At 63.9% G+C, this 14608-nt stretch carries 15 protein-coding genes; 7 read left to right on the top strand and 8 right to left on the bottom strand.

The annotated features are described in order from the left end of the window. Window positions 1–167: 167 nt before the first annotated feature. The 6 genes from AUJ55_12735 to AUJ55_12760 all read left to right on the top strand — a co-directional run bounded on the left by AUJ55_12735 (window position 168) and on the right by AUJ55_12760 (window position 4585). Window positions 168–605, top strand: coding sequence for a hypothetical protein (locus tag AUJ55_12735; GenBank protein OIO54019.1), 438 nt, complete (start codon window positions 168–170; stop codon window positions 603–605). Next, entirely contained in the window at window positions 592–834 is a 243-nt protein-coding gene (locus AUJ55_12740) for a hypothetical protein (GenBank protein ID OIO54020.1), read from the top strand. Before AUJ55_12735 ends, AUJ55_12740 begins: the two co-directional genes overlap by 14 nt. Before the next feature lie 397 nt (window positions 835–1231). Next, the gene (locus AUJ55_12745) at window positions 1232–1903 is read left to right on the top strand and encodes a hypothetical protein (GenBank protein ID OIO54021.1); all 672 of its coding nucleotides are present in this window, start codon (window positions 1232–1234) and stop codon (window positions 1901–1903) included. 33 nt (window positions 1904–1936) lie between these two features. Next, on the top strand, window positions 1937–2350 hold the full coding sequence (locus AUJ55_12750) for a hypothetical protein (GenBank protein OIO54022.1): 414 nt from the start codon (window positions 1937–1939) through the stop codon (window positions 2348–2350). A 1-nt stretch (window position 2351) separates the two neighbouring features. Further along, window positions 2352–2936 (top strand): hypothetical protein, encoded by a 585-nt coding sequence (locus AUJ55_12755; protein ID OIO54023.1) that lies wholly within the window; start codon window positions 2352–2354, stop codon window positions 2934–2936. Window positions 2937–3067: 131 nt separating this feature from the next. Next, complete coding sequence (locus AUJ55_12760) at window positions 3068–4585, top strand: hypothetical protein (protein OIO54024.1); 1518 nt, start codon at window positions 3068–3070, stop codon at window positions 4583–4585. A gap of 40 nt (window positions 4586–4625) precedes the next feature. On the opposite strand, the gene AUJ55_12765 is transcribed toward AUJ55_12760, so the two are convergent. From AUJ55_12765 to AUJ55_12795, 7 genes are all read right to left on the bottom strand, one after another. Next, entirely contained in the window at window positions 4626–5804 is a 1179-nt protein-coding gene (locus tag AUJ55_12765; protein OIO54053.1) for a hypothetical protein, read from the bottom strand. A gap of 17 nt (window positions 5805–5821) precedes the next feature. Continuing rightward, window positions 5822–6985, bottom strand: coding sequence for a hypothetical protein (locus tag AUJ55_12770; protein OIO54025.1), 1164 nt, complete (start codon window positions 6983–6985; stop codon window positions 5822–5824). A 22-nt stretch (window positions 6986–7007) separates the two neighbouring features. Next, complete coding sequence (locus AUJ55_12775) at window positions 7008–7406, bottom strand: hypothetical protein (protein ID OIO54026.1); 399 nt, start codon at window positions 7404–7406, stop codon at window positions 7008–7010. Beyond that, on the bottom strand, window positions 7406–7759 hold the full coding sequence (locus AUJ55_12780) for a hypothetical protein (protein ID OIO54027.1): 354 nt from the start codon (window positions 7757–7759) through the stop codon (window positions 7406–7408). Before AUJ55_12780 ends, AUJ55_12775 begins: the two co-directional genes overlap by 1 nt. Window positions 7760–7824: 65 nt before the next feature. After that, window positions 7825–8181 carry a hypothetical protein gene (locus tag AUJ55_12785; GenBank protein ID OIO54028.1) on the bottom strand — a complete coding sequence of 119 codons (357 nt, stop codon included), beginning with the start codon at window positions 8179–8181 and terminating at the stop codon, window positions 7825–7827. Next, window positions 8178–9374, bottom strand: a complete 1197-nt coding sequence (locus AUJ55_12790; GenBank protein ID OIO54029.1) for a hypothetical protein — start codon at window positions 9372–9374, stop codon at window positions 8178–8180. Before AUJ55_12790 ends, AUJ55_12785 begins: the two co-directional genes overlap by 4 nt. A 156-nt stretch (window positions 9375–9530) precedes the next feature. Continuing rightward, window positions 9531–10913, bottom strand: coding sequence for a hypothetical protein (locus AUJ55_12795; GenBank protein ID OIO54030.1), 1383 nt, complete (start codon window positions 10911–10913; stop codon window positions 9531–9533). 357 nt (window positions 10914–11270) lie between these two features. Here AUJ55_12795 and AUJ55_12800 point away from each other — a divergent pair, with 357 nt between their 5' ends. Then, window positions 11271–11726: a hypothetical protein gene (locus AUJ55_12800; protein OIO54031.1), complete on the top strand. Its 456-nt coding sequence runs from the start codon at window positions 11271–11273 to the stop codon at window positions 11724–11726. A 287-nt stretch (window positions 11727–12013) separates the two neighbouring features. Here the strand turns inward: AUJ55_12800 and AUJ55_12805 are convergent, their stop codons facing one another. Beyond that, window positions 12014–14353 (bottom strand): DNA internalization-related competence protein ComEC/Rec2, encoded by a 2340-nt coding sequence (locus AUJ55_12805; GenBank protein OIO54032.1) that lies wholly within the window; start codon window positions 14351–14353, stop codon window positions 12014–12016. Window positions 14354–14608 lie beyond the last annotated feature (255 nt).

A 14608-nucleotide genomic window follows, 5' to 3' on the forward strand; every position in this document is an offset into this window, starting at 1 on the left:
CCCACTCGGCTCGCTACGGACGCTCAAGCCCGACAGACTCCTAGCCCCAATCAAATTCTTGACCCCTTAATGCTTTAGGTTTAAACATTTGATCCATGGACAGTATAACTGCAAGACATCACCCCGCCCTCGACTTCGTCCGCGCTCTGGTCCGCGCCCATCGCGCCATGGAGCGGGCCGCCGAGCGAGAAATCCGCAGCTACGGCCTAACCCCGCCCCAGTTCGACGTGCTGGCGGCACTGGGCAATACCGAGGGGCTGCCCCTGTCTGAAATCGGCAAAAAAACCCTGGTCACCGCCGGAAACATCACCGGCATCGTCGACCGCCTGGAGGCAGGGGGATGGGTGGAGCGCAAACGCTGCACCCAGGATCGACGCATCGTCTACGCCGCCCTGACCCCGGCGGGGGATGCGCTGTTTCAGAAGATCTTCCCGATGCAGGTGCAGTGGTCGGACCGGGTGCTCTGCCGTGGGTTAACCCCCGAGGAGCGCGACACCCTCACCCTTGAACTGCGCCATCTTGCCGCCCTTTTTCAACAAGAGGCGGATCAACCCGAGGGGGATCCCCCCCTCCAACCCCAGGAGCCTCACCATGAGCATGTATGAACTCGGCCACCCCTACACCGTGAAGGTTCAAAAGGGCGAGACGGTGGCGATTTGCCGCTGCGGCCTGACCTCGACCCCCCCGTTTTGCGACGGCAGCCACCAACAGGCGCCTGGCCAATCGCCCCTGGTTCAAAGTGCTGGCGAAGAGGCGCTGACCCTGTACGTCTGCGGCTGTGGCAAAAGCGCCAACATGCCGCTGTGCGACGGCAAACATAAAGAGGATTTTTAACCCGGATTTTTCATCAATTTGCCCGATGATCGCGTAGCGTGCTTGTTCGCACTGGGGGTTTTGCAAAAACGGGGCGTCGTCATTCATACAGACTGTTTGTGCAAAAGCCCCAATGCGGACACCAAAAGCAGGCGCCTTGAGGCGAGAAACAAGCCAGGGCGGAACAGTCTTGATGAAAAACCTGGGTTAAACACAACTCAGGCGCCCCAGGGAGGGGGCGCCACCATTCTAAGAAACGCTGAATCAATCAACGCCGCCCTATTTTGAATGGCAGGTGAAGCTGACCTGTATTTGCGTCATGATCTACCCGTAGCCCCTGTCCATCCCTACCGCCGGGATCCTCGAACGTTTATTGCTATTCCGCACCAGAGCAGCGCCCTCTCCGGGAGGCCCCCCGATGCCGCAACGCGAAGCCCGATTCCTCCGCCCCGTTTGGGACCCCTTGGTGCGCAGCACCCATTGGTACAACGCCGTTCTGATCGTGACTTTGCTCTTCTTGGGGCAGCTGCTGTTGCTCACCGAGCAGTGGCATCTGGTCGACAGCACCAAGGATGCGATCCTGGGGCTGCATGTGGCGTTGGGGTATGCCCTGGCTGCGGGGATTTTGTTGCGGGTGATTTGGCTTTTTGTCGGTCCGTCCGAGGCCTCGTGGCGCGACTGCCTGCCGCTGACCCGGGAGCAACAAGAGGTGGCGTTGGGCACCTGGCGGTACTACTTCACCCCCGGCCCCAGCGGAGAGTCCCCCTTTTATCGAGCCCATAACCCATTGGCAGGACTGGCGTATTTATCGCTCTGGATCATCATGATCGGGCAGATCGTCACCGGGGTGATCCTCGAAAAACACAACTGGGGCGACATCAAAGACCCCACCCCCTTCCTTAGCGCCGTGTACGAAATCCACGAGTGGGGCTACTACCTGACCATCGGCTACATCCTGCTGCATGTCCCCATGGTGGTGTTCCACGAATTTAAAGAAAAACGGGGGCTGGCCTCCTCGATGATTCATGGTTTCAAGTTCTTCACCCGCAAAGAGATCGAGGAGCACAAGATCCCCGACTCCATCGACTGACCTTGTTTCGAACGTCCGCACAGGAGGCGCACCATGACCACCCTTGGCAAGAAGAACATGATTTTCGGATTGGCCTACTTCCTCACCACCTTGGCGCTGGGGATGTTCCTGGCCAGCAAGATGGGCAGCGGCGGCCCCGAATGGGCCAACAGCATGCAACGGGCGGTGCTCAAGGCGGCCCACGCCCACGGCAACCTGGAGGCGGTACTCAACATCGTGCTCGGCTTTCTGCTCTGCCGCTTCGGCGCCCCCTCGGTCCGTCTGGCCCAGGTCGCCTCGGTGCTGCTGATTGTCGGAGCGCTCGGCCATTCGGGGATGCTCTACCTGGGCGGCCTGGGGCTCTCAACCGCCTTTAACCTCACCCCCATCGGCGGAATTTCGCTCATCGCCGCCATCGCCTTGATGATTCCGATCCTTATCAAAGGGGTTCAACCCGAGGAGCGCTGATATGGTTGAACCCTGCGTCATCCGGGCGATTCAGGCCCGCCGTTCCGGTCGAGCTTTTAGCGACCGGGTCATCCCCCCCGAAACCCTCACCGCGCTGATTGAGGGGGCCCGCTGGGCGCCATCGTGCTTCAACAATCAGCCCTGGCGTTTTGTGCTCAGCCGCCAGAACGGCCCGACCCGCGAAGCGATCGAGGCGGCGCTGAGCGAAGGCAACGCCTGGGCAAAAAAGGCCGACACCCTGGTGGTGGTCAGCTGCGACGACGCCCACGACTGCCATACGGGGGGTCGCCACTACGCCGGATTCGATGCAGGGCTGGCGGTGCAAAACCTGCTGCTGACCGCCTTCGAACACGGCCTGATGGCCCACCCAATGGCCGGATTTCAGGCCGAGCCGCTGAGCGAAATCTTGGGGATGCCCCCGGGGCAGCAAATCCTCTGCTTGATCGCCATCGGCTACCCCGGCGATCCCTCAGCTTTAAGCGAAAAAGACCAAGCTGCCGAAACCGCTCCCCGGCTGCGCCGCCCCTGGGACGCCATCGCCGCCTTCGACTTTTTCGGCGCGAAAATGGGGCAACACCACCACTGACCCCCTTATCCCCCTTTGTGGCCTTCGGCACATTCCAGTCCTTGACGTGCCGAAGGCCACGCCGCTCACGTCGTAGTCCCCGCACCATCCCGGCTCCATCGTCCCTTGCTCCCCCCCCCACGAGGAATGTCATGAATCAGAACATCGGGATCGGCTTGATGATTGGCTGGCTCGGCCTGTCCTCCACCGCCCTGGCTGCCCCCCCTCAGATCGATCCGGCCGAGCGCGCCCAAGGGGTTGCCCGCTTTTTACTGGATCACGACGGGGGCAGCGGCCAATCCCGTTTTATCCACGACATGACAAGGGACCCAGGGTTGGCCTGCCTGATGCCCCAAGTGGCCGCGCGGCTCGATGCGCAGGATGTGCGCTGGTTCGTCAAAAGCCTGAGCAACTTGGACGAGGTTCTTGCCGAGGAGATGGGGCTACTGCCCGCCAAGGCCTTCATGATGGCCCTGACCCAGGGGGGAGGCTTTGCGGTCGCCAGCCCCGAGGAGGGGGATGAACTGCTCGATGCCCTGCGGCTGATGACGGTCGATTTCGAAGGGAGAACCCTCCCCCTCGATCAGCAGGCAACCCGCGGCTCCAACACCCAACGCGACCTGGTGAACGGGATGTATTTCGCCGGCCCCCGATTGTCCTCTTCCCTCCAGCGCATCGCCGAAGCCACCGCGTCGATCACCTCGCAGCAGGTTTGTTCAAGCGCCAAGAGCGACCAGACCGCCATTCGCACCGCCGTCGACCGCATCGTCGAAAGCACCCAGAGCATCGCGGCAATCCTGGATTTGCTGCGCAGCTATGCGGACGATCTGCATCCCAACGACGAGGCCATCGCCCAATATTGCCAAGGCCATGCCGGGCAGGCGTTGTGCTCGGGGGGGGCGCCGCAGCGCGCCGCAAACGTCGCGGCGCTTTTGGAGCGCCGTCGCCCGCTGCTGGAGCAAGGGGGGTTGGGCAGCCGCTGGGATCCCTCCATCGCCACCCTACGGGGACTGGCGAACCGGTGGAGCGCCTACCAACCCGGTTTTTATGAAAGCGGCAGCAGCTACAACGCTGCGCCGGTCGTGATGAGCACCCCCACCAACACCCAACGGGCGATGCAGGCGGTCTCTGTGTTGCGACTGAGCGATGCGGCCGAGGCCCAGCGGATCGGACCGTACCTTATGTTCCTGGCCGAGTTCTCCGACGCCTCCTCAGCCGACGAAAGTCAGGAGGTGCTCGCCGCCTATCTGACCCCTCACGTCGGCTCGGTCGCCCAACGGGAGCAGCCCCAAGCGCAGCTCCTCATCGCCTCCTACGTGGGCATTCAAGGAGGCTGGGGGGTCAAGGGTTCACAGGGGCAATGGGGGTTGTTTGCCCCGGTCGGCCTGGAATGGCGTTGGGGGATGCCGGGGTACGGCGCCATCGCGTTGACCCTGGCCCCGTTCGACCTGGGCCATCCAATTTCGGCCAACCTCAATGGGGCCAGCGACAACCTGACCCTCGCCTCGGTGGTTGCCCCATCGGCGATGTTGAGCTGGGGTTTTGCAGGTTCCCCACTGAGTTTGGGGCTTGGGGTGCAGCGTGGGACCACCTTCGACGGCACCGGTCAGCGCGAAACCCGGGGGTTCGTCATGCTGGGGTGGGATGTGCCGCTGCTGCGGCTGTACTGAGGTTAGGGGCTCCCCCCCGCTAAGCGGGGGGGCAGCTCATTCAAGAGGCGTGGACCAGAATCTCTTCCGGCAAGGGGTGACTCAGGAAGGGGGTGGCGCTCATCGACAGGCCGTAGGCGCCCGCCAACTCGAAGACCGCCAAATCGCCGATTTCAGCGTGCTCCAGATACAGATCAAGGGCCAGCTTGTCGGCGCTGGTGCACAAAGGGCCGCCGATGTAGACCTTTTCTTGGTCGACCGCCACCACCCCTTGGGGGCGTTCGATGCCGTCACGGTGCAAGATCGTTACGGGGTGGTTGATTTTCAGCGCCGCCGGACGACGAAAGTGGTTCGTTCCCCCGGCGCAGACCACCTGCTTCACCCCTCGGCTGGTTTTGATGTCGAGAATCTCGGTGACAAAGAAGCCGCAATCGCCCACCAAAAAGCGGCCCAGCTCGAAGATCAGCTTGCGGTCGGCCAGCCCCTCGCTGGCCAGCAGGTCGCTCAAACCGCGACCGAAGGCGGCCAGATCGAAATGCTGCCCCTGCCCCAGGTAGTCGACCCCGATCCCCCCCCCCAGATCGATCACCGGAAAGCTGCGCTCGAAGCGGGCCTCCAGGCGGCGAACCAGTTCGAAGACCAACTCGGCATTCTTGAGCAACAACCTATAGTCGAGCACCCCCGAGGCGGCGAAGACGTGGAAGCCGACGACCTCTAGGTGGGGCAGCTGAAGAATGGCGGGGAGCAACTGTTCGATCTGTTCTTCGTCGATGCCAAACTTCATCGAGTCGCCCCCCATGCGGGTTTGGGCCTCGTCGATGTGGAAGGCGGGATTGATCCGCACCAACACCTTAACGGTGCGTCCCAACGCCCCGGCAATGCGGCTCAGACGCCAAGCCTCCATCAGACTTTCGACGTGGATTTGCTCCATCCCGGCCTGCAAGGCGGCGTGCAGCTCTTCGGGGCTCTTGCCGGGACCGGTGAAGATGATCTCCGGCCCGCTGAAGGCGGTCAGGGCGCCGCTCATCTCGCCGCTGGAGGCGATCTCGATCCCCTCGACCCCGAGCCGCTTCATGTGGGCAACAATGCCGACGTGGGGGTTGGCCTTCATGGCGTAGTAGACATGCACCTGCCGGGGCAGGGTCGCCCTGAGCGCCTCGACCTTGGCGGTGATCGCCGCCAGATCGTAAAGGTAGAAGTTCAACGTGCCGCGCCGCAGCGCCGCAATCTCGCGAACGATCCGCTCTTGATCGGGGGTCATCGCCCCTCCTTTTCCATTTGATTCAGCCGCCGTCCCGCCTCGGCCAGGGTATCGGGATCGTCGACCAGGGCGATGCGCACCCGACCCGCGCCGGGGTTGTGCCCCTGCTGACCACGCCCCAGGTAGATCCCCGGCAGCACCTTAACCCCCTGCTCACCCCAGGCGCGCCGGGCGTAGGCCTCGCCGTCGGCAACCTCAAGCCAGACGAACATCCCCGCTCCGCTCCAGCCGTCGGCGGCGCGAGGGAAGTGGCTGACGAAGGCATCGACCCGCTGGGCGAGTAATTCCCGGTTGTGGGCGACATGCCCCTCGTCGCACCAGGCCGCCTCGGCCACCGCTGCCAGCGGCAACGGCTGAGCCACCCCGGTGTAGGTGCGCAGGTTCAAAAACCCGGCGATCAGCTCGGGATCGCCCGCCACAAAACCGGCGCGCAGCCCCGGCAGGCCGGAGCGCTTTGAGAGCGAATTGAAGGTCAAGATGCCGGTCAAATCGCCGTCGCACCCCTGCAATACCCCGACGGGGGGGGCATCGACGTAGAGCTCGGAATAACACTCGTCGGCCAGCAGCACCACCCCGTGGCGACGGCAGGCGGCGATCAGTTCGCGCCATTCCTGCTCGTTGAGCACCGCTCCGGTGGGATTGCCGGGGGAGCAGACGTAGAGAGCTTGGAGCTGCTCCCACTGCTCTTCGCCCAGCGATTGCCAATCCATCTTGCCATCGGCCCCGCAGGGGATGTACCGAGGGCGGGCCCCGGCCATCAGCGCCCCCCCCTCGTAAATCTGGTAGAACGGATTGGGCAGCCCGATCTCCCCCCCCCATTGCCGGTCGAACACCGCCAGCGCCGCCGACCATAACGCCTCGCGGGTACCGAAGGCGGGGATGATGTGGCGACCGGGGTCGATCATGCCGCTGGACAGGTTGTAGCGATCGGTCAGCCACTGGGCGATGGCGGCGCGCAGGTTGGGATCGCCTGCGGTGGAGGGGTAGCGTCCGAATCCCTCAAGCGCCTGATTCAAGACAGGGGCGACAAAGTCGGGCAGGGGGCCGCGCGGCTCTCCCACCGAGCAGTCGATGGGGCTCGCGGCGGGCTCCAGCCCCTCAAGCAGGCGGCGCAGCCGGGCGAAAGGGTATTCGTAGAGTGCTTGCAGATCGGAATTCATGGCCGCAGACCCACCACAGGAATCAAGGGGCAACATCGAGGGGGAAGGTGGCTTGCTGCTCCATCTCCCCTTTGCGCACGCGAATCACCGCCTCCCAGTGGCCGGAGGAGGGAATCTCGACCGCACGGCGGTAGATCCCCAGCAGGCCGTCTTGCATCCCCATGCTCCAGGCGACCACCGGATCCTGCGGCCCTTTGCGCACCCCCATCTCGACAATGACGTTGTCGACCGGACGCCAATCGCCGCTTTTTTTCAAGGAGACCTTGAATTCGTTGTAGCCGGGGGTGGGAGGGGAGGGGTAGATCTCGACTTGCAGGTCGATCCCGTCGAGTTTGGCGGAATGGGCGATGTTGTGCCGATCGCCGCACCCCCCCATCAGCACCCCCAGGGCGAGCAGCAGCCCGTTCACGAAGGTCCGCATCACCCTTGCCCTCCTTGCTGTCTTGCCTCGGGGGGACGGGCATTGCGGCGCAGGTAATCGAGGATGATCGCCTCGTCCTGAGCGGGAGGCAGCGGCACCCCCAGGTTGGCCATGTTGCGCTTCATCAAGCCGATGACCTTGGGCCAGGTAGCGGCGTCGAAGGCGGTCGGCTGGGGGCGGAGGTGGCAAATGTTGCAGCGGCGCACAAAAATCTTGGCCGCGTCGCTATCGGACTCGGGCAGCCCGGCCAAGAGTTTCTGCACCCCGTCGTTGGCAGCGGCGGTGGGGGAACTCGATTGACCACACCCGGCCAGCAAGAACAGGGTGCAGAACGCAATGGGGATGAGCTTCATGAAGAGCGGATTTCCGTGCATCGAAGGGAGAAAAGGTCCGTGGCGAATGGAATCCAACCGACCGATCAGGGCAAATGGTCGTCCCGCTGCTCCTCGTCCGGCTTCTTACGGCCATTGTAGTGGACCATGTACCAGATCAAAGCGCCAAAGAAGGTGACGTAGGCAATCGCCCCCACCTTGCCCCAGGTAAACCAGGAGCGCTGTTCCAGAACCACCCCGGTCGCCCCCTCGGGCACCACGGTTTTCTGCCCCCAAAAGGGGTAGTCGAGCCCCACCGCCATCACCAACAGCAGCAGAAAAATCGCCACCAGCCACATGGGGAAGCCCCGTCCGCTCGGCTCTTGGTCCATCGAGGCGAGCAACTCGGCGTCGGTCATCTCCCGCTGCTCTTCCACCTGCTTTTTGGGTTTGCGTGCGCTCATGGGGTCTCCCGAATGTACATCGCGGCGTCGCGGTAGAGGTCGTCCCCGATCCTGGCCTCGGCCATCAGGCGGTGGGATCCGGGGGGGAGGGTTTCGGGGGCAATCCACAGGTCGATGACGACCCGCCCGCCGGGGGGCACCTTGGTGGGCAGAGCGCCGATCCGGTACTGGTCGGGCTCCAACCCCTTGATCGCCAAGCTGAAGGGGCGGGGGACCAGCATCTTGTTCGATAGGTCGATCACGTAGTGCTCAGGCTGCTTCCATTTGGCGGCCGCCGCCATCGCCAGGTGGCCCGACTCCCACTGACTCAAGCCGTACACCAGCATGCTCGCCACCCCCAAAAAGGCGGGGATGAGCCACTGCAAGCGACTGCGCAGCGCCGGACGGCCCATCTCCTCTTCGTGGCCAAAGGCGAACGAGAGGATCGACCCCCTACCCTGGCGCCCCTGGTACCCGGCGCAGGCCTCGATGCACTGCCCGCAATTCACGCAGTGGGTATAGGTCGCCACATCGCGGGGATCGATCCCCAAAAAGCAGGAGCTGGAGCAGGCCTGGCACGAGGGGCATTCGCTCAAGCGGGTTTCGTCAAAGCTGATCCGCACCGTGTGGTCGGTCTTGAAGATGTGTTGCCACAGGGCGTAGACGCACAGGTACTTGCAGTAGAAGTGCCGCACCATCGCGAAATCGACGAAAAAGGCGAATGCGAACAAAGAGAAGAGCCAGCCGGTGTAGGGGGGGATATCGACGTTGTCGGCGAAGGTAACAAAGGCCCAAACCGCCTGGGGGGGCAAGAAGTAAAGCAGGGGGATCAAGGCGAAGAACATCCCGAGCAGCGCCGCCAACCCCAGCACCGGCAGCCAGCGCCACCATCCGCTCAGCCCCTTGCGCTGCGCCAGGGTCTGCTCCGGGTCGACCTGTTCCATCCCCTGCCGGGTGCGTTTGCCGATCCAGCGGGTGATGGTCTTATCGACCAACTCCGACAGGGTGTTCTGGGGGCAGGCCCAACCGCAGAAGACCATTCCCAACACCGAATAGAGCAGCATCAGCCCCAGGGCGATGGTTCCCCACAAGGGGAAGACAACCCCGAAATCGCTCCACCAGATCTGCCGATCAAGGATGACGAAGGCCCCTTGAAGAACATCGATGCGCAGCAATCCCGATACGGGAATGGCGACCAGCACCAGAATGAACAACGTCTGAACGAGGCGACGTGTGGTCACTAGTTTCACGAATAACCCGCCGAGAAAAGGGAATCGCCGGGGGCTTGACCGGCCCACGTCGAACCCAAAAAAACGGGGCGGCCCCCTCAAAGGACCGCCCCGCATTCCTTGCCACATGGATGCGCGAGGTTATTCCTCTTCGCCACCCTCTTCGCCGTCATCCTCTTGCCCCACCGTCGGCATCCCGGCATCGAAGCCCTGCTCGGGGACGATGGTGTCGGGGGCGGCCACCGCCATCACAACGGTCGCCCGGTCGATCAGGCGGATGTCGGGGCGGTCGGGGGAGGTCAGGACCACAACCAGGGTGTTGGATCCCGCCTGAAGCTTGGTCGGATCGAGCCGGACGGTCAGGGGAATACTCAGCTCTTGACCGGGACCGGCCGGAAGATCCTTGTCGACGAAGCTTAACACCTCGGGATTGATGCCACGAACCTCAATGTGGTAGTTGCGCGGCGCCAACGCCTTGTTGAGCACCCGAATGCGGTACTGGCTCTCGGCCACCCCGTCTGCACCTTGGGCCGACAGGTTCTGCTTCAGCGACAGATTCAGATCGACCGGAACATAGGCCGACCAGCCATAGATCAACATGCCGGTGAAGATCGCCATCAGCGCCAGGGGGGCGCCGACCTTGAGCCAATCGATGCCGCCGAACTTCTGACGCACGTTGTTGAACCAGCCGAACCAACCCTCGTAGAACTTCAGCAGAGGGGCACGGCCCCGCTTTTCGTTGACCACCTCGCAGGCGGTGATGCACTCGCCGCAATCGACGCAAAGATCTTGGGCCTCGGGGGTGCGGGGATCGAGGTACATGAAACACGAGACGTTGCACAACTGGCAGGTTTTGCACTCGTCGGAGCGCTTTTCATCGAACACCAGCTTCATCACCCGCTTATTCCAGAACACCACCGGCATCAGCTTGTAGGGGCACAAATAGCGGCACCAGGCGTGGCGGATGGTGAAGATGTCGATGAAGACGACGAAGAAGCCGAGCCAGAAGAACATCCAGAAGTTGTCGACCTGATGGGTGGCGGTGCCGGTCAGTTGCCGCACCACCTCCATCGGCTCGAAGAAATAGAGCAGCAGGATCACCGCCGCCGCCGCCGAGGCGGCCGCTAGAATCAGGGTGATCCAGAGGTAGCTGGTCAGTTTGTTGCGCTGACCGGTGGTCTTGGTGGCGAACTTACCGTCGGCGGTGTCGACCCCGATGGTCCCCTTACGCCCCAAGAACTTATGCATGATCTTGTCGGTGAACTCCGACAGGGTGTTCTGGGGGCAGGCCCAACCGCAAAAGGCGTTGCCCCACAGGGTGTAGATCAGGGCAAAGGCGGCGATGAGCAGCGCCCCCGATCCGAAAATCAGCGGGAAATTCCCCCAGAGCACATAGTGATTGAAGACGATGAAACGTCCGGTGGTGACGTCGATGCGCAAGATTCCGAGGACCGGAATCAACACGATCACCGCCAACACCGCGAATTCCAGCGTACGGCGTTTGGCATTCATGCTCATGGCCATGGGGGGTCTCCTTTACTCGTCGGGAGAAGAGAACAACAATTGATAGCCAGATATGGCATTATTAGATAATAATAATATTCATGGTCCCCGGCTGCAAGAAGAACGTTGGGGAAACGCTGATTCAAGGCCTCCTGCCTTGAATCAGCACGCCTGGCAAAAACCAAAAGTAGGTGCCCTGAGGCGGCGATGGTTTTTGCTTTGCTTTCAAAATCAGCAGAGCTTCAGCGACTTAGGTCGCCTTCTACATACGTTCCTGATTTTGGCTGCCCATCCGTGGGCCGCTCGGAAGCGCGAATCAATCAGCGCCTCCTTAGGGGATCCGCAACCGCCGGCTCGGGCCGCTTCAGGAGGTTCGCCATGAACGACAACCAGCATGACGAAGAACCACAACCGGGGTTCTTCAAGATCGGGGTGGTGGCCGAAAGCCTGGGGATTTCGCTGCGCACCATCCATATGTACGAACGCGAGGGGTTGCTGCTCGCCGCCCGGACCCCCGGCGGCACGCGGCTGTTCACCGAGGACGACATCGCCTGGATCGCCACCATCCGCGACCTGATTCAATCGGGGGTGGGGATCGAGGGAATCCGCCGTTTGCTGGCGCTCATCCCCTGTTGGGAGCTCAAACCCTGCTCCCCCGAGCAGCGGCTGGCCTGCCCCTTGGTGCGCGAGGGTGTCTACCCCTGCTGGTCGAACCGCGAGCGGATGTGCACCGAAACGGTGGCCGAATGCCGCAATTGCCGGGTCTACACCGCCCGCTTTGACGCCACCAATCTAAAAGGGCGGTTTCGCATCAATCTGAATCCGAACGACTGATCCCCAAAAAAGAGGCGGGACGGTTCTGCTGCCGTCCTGTTGACCCCCCCCTATCCCTCGGTTGTTCCTCCGCGTCGTCACCTCAAGGGAAGCGCCGATTGATTCGCGCTTCCGAGCGGCCCACGGATGGGCCGCCAAAATCAGGAACGTAAGTAGGAGGCGACCTAAGTCGCCGAAGCTCTGCCGATTTTGCAAGCAAAGCAAAAAACACGTCGCCTCAAGGCGCCTACTTCTGGTTTTTGCGAAGCGTGCTGAAAAAAGGCAGGAGGCCTTGAATCAACGTTTCTTTAAGGCGAGCTTTCAGATCGCGCCCAAGGCACCGCCCAGCGCCAAAGGGTGAGCGCCTCCGGCGCCGTATCGCGCGCCTGCCGCACCCCCCCCTGACTCACCGCGATGGCGCCACCGTCGGCGGTGTTCCACACCCGCCCCCCCAACGCCAGGTAACGCGCCACCACCTCGGGGGCCGGGAACCCGTAACGGTTGAGGTATCCCGCGCTGACCAGCACCCGACGGGGCGCGACCGCCGCCACCATGGCGGGGGTCGAGGAGGTGCGCGAGCCGTGGTGGGGCATGAGCATCCCCTCGGCGCGGGGCCAGTCGATCTGCCCCTCTTGCCGCCGCTCCAGGTCGCCCGGCAAAAGCCAGCGCCCCAGGGGGAAATCCACCGCCAGTACCAAGCTGTTGCCGTTGCCGCTACCGCCCCCCTCGGCGGGGGGCCAAAGCACCTGCACAGCCAAAACCCCTGCCCGCCGATCCATTCCCCGGTGCAAGGTGACGATCTCGACCCCCTGCCGCTGTGCCTGGCGCTGCAAGGCGCGCCAAAACCCAGGGGGATCCTCGCCGAGCGACGGCGGCGCCCAGATCTGCCCCACCGGCATGGCGCTCAGCACCCCCGCCGCCGCCCCGCCGTGATCCTGTTGCCGGTGGGAGACCACCAGTGCATCGAGCCGAGTCACCCCCAAGGCGCGTAAGGCGGGGGCAATGGCGTCGAAACCGGGGTCGAACCGGGGCGACGAGCGTCCCCCGGCGTCGATCAACCAAGCGTGGCCGTCCCCCCCCCGGATGACAACCGCCTGCGCCTGCCCCACATCGAGGGCGACCAGCAGCGGCGCATCGGCCGGTTGGGGGGGCAGGTTGGGCAGCGCCATCGCCAAGGCGGCCAACGCCACCCCCAAGCCGCCCCCCCGCCACGCTCCGCTACGCCCTCGCAGCGCCAGCCCCACACCGATCAGCCCCAAAAGGCTTGCCCCCAACACCGCCGGAATGGCGGGGTACCAAGGGGGAAGCCACGCCAAACCCCAGGCCAGCCCCCGCTCCAGCAGGTCGATGACGTAGTCGAGCCCGGCCAAAATCGCGGCGGCGGGGGTGGTCAGCCCCAATGCCCACAACACCGCTACCGCCAGCACCCCCGGCACCAAAACGAAGGTGGTTAAGGGGATCGCCACCGCGTTGGCGGGGAGGCTTAAGCTGGGAATTTGCCCGAAAAACCAAATGCCCCAAGGGGCGGTGGCCAGCGAGGCGACCCCGGTGGCCAGCACCATGGCGGCGGCGGGGCGTATGAACTGGGGGAGGCGTTGCAAGGCAGAGGTCATGAGGGGCAGCGCCGCCAGCAGGGCGCCGACTGCCGAAAACGAAAGCCAAAAACCGGGACCGAGCAGATCGGCGGGGTCGGCCAGCGCCAGCCACGCCGCCGCCCAAGCCAGGGCCAAACCGGGCGAATGGCGACGGTCGAACAGCCAGCCGGCCATGAGGAAGGCGGCCATCACCACCGCCCGGATGGTGGGGACCGACCACCCGGCCAGCGCCCCGAAGGCGATCCCAGCCAGCAGTCCCGCCCCCGCAGCCCAGGCCTCAATGCGGTGGCGCTGACACCACCAAGGGGCAAGTCGCGGCAGCCCCCGCCCCACCACCCAGAAGACTCCACCAATCACCAGCCCCACATGCAGACCCGAAATCGCCAGCAGATGGGCGACCCCGCTTTGTTGCCACAGCTGCCGCTCGCTGCGCCCCAATCCCCCCCGCTCCCCCAAACCCAGGGCGGTGAGAATGGCGGGGTGGTGGGGGTTTTGGGCCCAGATCCAGCGTTGCAGGCCGCCCCGAAACGAGGTGGGGGCGGCGCTCCAGTCCACCGCCTTGACGTAACCGGTGGCGCCGATTCCCTCGCGGGTCAAGTAGTCTTCAAAACTCGACACCCCGAAGTTGCGGCTGCTATGGGGGGGGAAGAGCCGTAGGGTCGCCTGAGCCTGGGTGCCGATCACCCAATCGTCGGGGGTCCGGGTTAGGCGCAGCAGCCAGGGCTGGCCGTCGATGCTGGCGTGGGCAATCACTCCCCCCCCGCCCCCCTGCTCGACGCTCAAGGTTGCGGTGACGGTCGCCGGAGCGGGCCACGGGTCGGGGGGCGCACTGCGCACCTGCCCCCACAAGCAGCCCAGCCCGACAGCCAACGCCACCCCCAAAGCGGCCAAACGGTGCGGTGAAGGGCGCAGCAGGGCGGCGCCGGAGGCCAGTCCCATTGCAGCCGCAGCCCAGCCAACCATCCCCGCCGCTCCAGCAGTCACCCCCATCACCCAGCTCCACAACATCCAGGGCAACCAGGGTGAGGTACCGCGGACTCGATCCGCCTCCATGCGGCGCTCCTTGGGGTCTAGAAAGACAGGATCACATGCGGCTCACGCAAAGCCGCTAAGAAAACGCTGAATAAAGGCCTCCTGCCTTCTTCGGCAGGGCTTCGGCGACTTAGGTCGCCTCCTACGACGGCGCTATTTTGGCGGCCCCTCCCTGGGGCGCTCGGAAGCGCCATTCAATCAGCGCCTCCTTAGCGGCTTTGCGTCGACCGCATGGATGCGGGAGGTAGAGCCGCAGGGCAATTTCCGAGAACCGCC

Source organism: Proteobacteria bacterium CG1_02_64_396 (genome assembly GCA_001872725.1).
Classification (GTDB): domain Bacteria; phylum Pseudomonadota; class MNWR01; order CG1-02-64-396; family CG1-02-64-396; genus CG1-02-64-396.

What these genes read in the sequence shown, in the direction of transcription:
- AUJ55_12745 (OIO54021.1), top strand. Translation starts at nt 1,232, where the DNA reads ATGCCGCAACGCGAAGCCCGATTCCTCCGCCCCGTTTGGGACCCCTTG.
- AUJ55_12750 (OIO54022.1), top strand. Translation starts at nt 1,937, where the DNA reads ATGACCACCCTTGGCAAGAAGAACATGATTTTCGGATTGGCCTACTTC.
- AUJ55_12785 (OIO54028.1), bottom strand. Translation starts at nt 8,181, where the DNA reads ATGAGCGCACGCAAACCCAAAAAGCAGGTGGAAGAGCAGCGGGAGATG.
- AUJ55_12795 (OIO54030.1), bottom strand. Translation starts at nt 10,913, where the DNA reads ATGGCCATGAGCATGAATGCCAAACGCCGTACGCTGGAATTCGCGGTG.
- AUJ55_12805 (OIO54032.1), bottom strand. Translation starts at nt 14,353, where the DNA reads ATGGAGGCGGATCGAGTCCGCGGTACCTCACCCTGGTTGCCCTGGATG.
- AUJ55_12740 (OIO54020.1), top strand. Translation starts at nt 592, where the DNA reads ATGAGCATGTATGAACTCGGCCACCCCTACACCGTGAAGGTTCAAAAG.
- AUJ55_12735 (OIO54019.1), top strand. Translation starts at nt 168, where the DNA reads ATGGAGCGGGCCGCCGAGCGAGAAATCCGCAGCTACGGCCTAACCCCG.
- AUJ55_12800 (OIO54031.1), top strand. Translation starts at nt 11,271, where the DNA reads ATGAACGACAACCAGCATGACGAAGAACCACAACCGGGGTTCTTCAAG.
- AUJ55_12775 (OIO54026.1), bottom strand. Translation starts at nt 7,406, where the DNA reads ATGCGGACCTTCGTGAACGGGCTGCTGCTCGCCCTGGGGGTGCTGATG.
- AUJ55_12755 (OIO54023.1), top strand. Translation starts at nt 2,352, where the DNA reads ATGGTTGAACCCTGCGTCATCCGGGCGATTCAGGCCCGCCGTTCCGGT.
- AUJ55_12780 (OIO54027.1), bottom strand. Translation starts at nt 7,759, where the DNA reads ATGAAGCTCATCCCCATTGCGTTCTGCACCCTGTTCTTGCTGGCCGGG.
- AUJ55_12760 (OIO54024.1), top strand. Translation starts at nt 3,068, where the DNA reads ATGAATCAGAACATCGGGATCGGCTTGATGATTGGCTGGCTCGGCCTG.
- AUJ55_12770 (OIO54025.1), bottom strand. Translation starts at nt 6,985, where the DNA reads ATGAATTCCGATCTGCAAGCACTCTACGAATACCCTTTCGCCCGGCTG.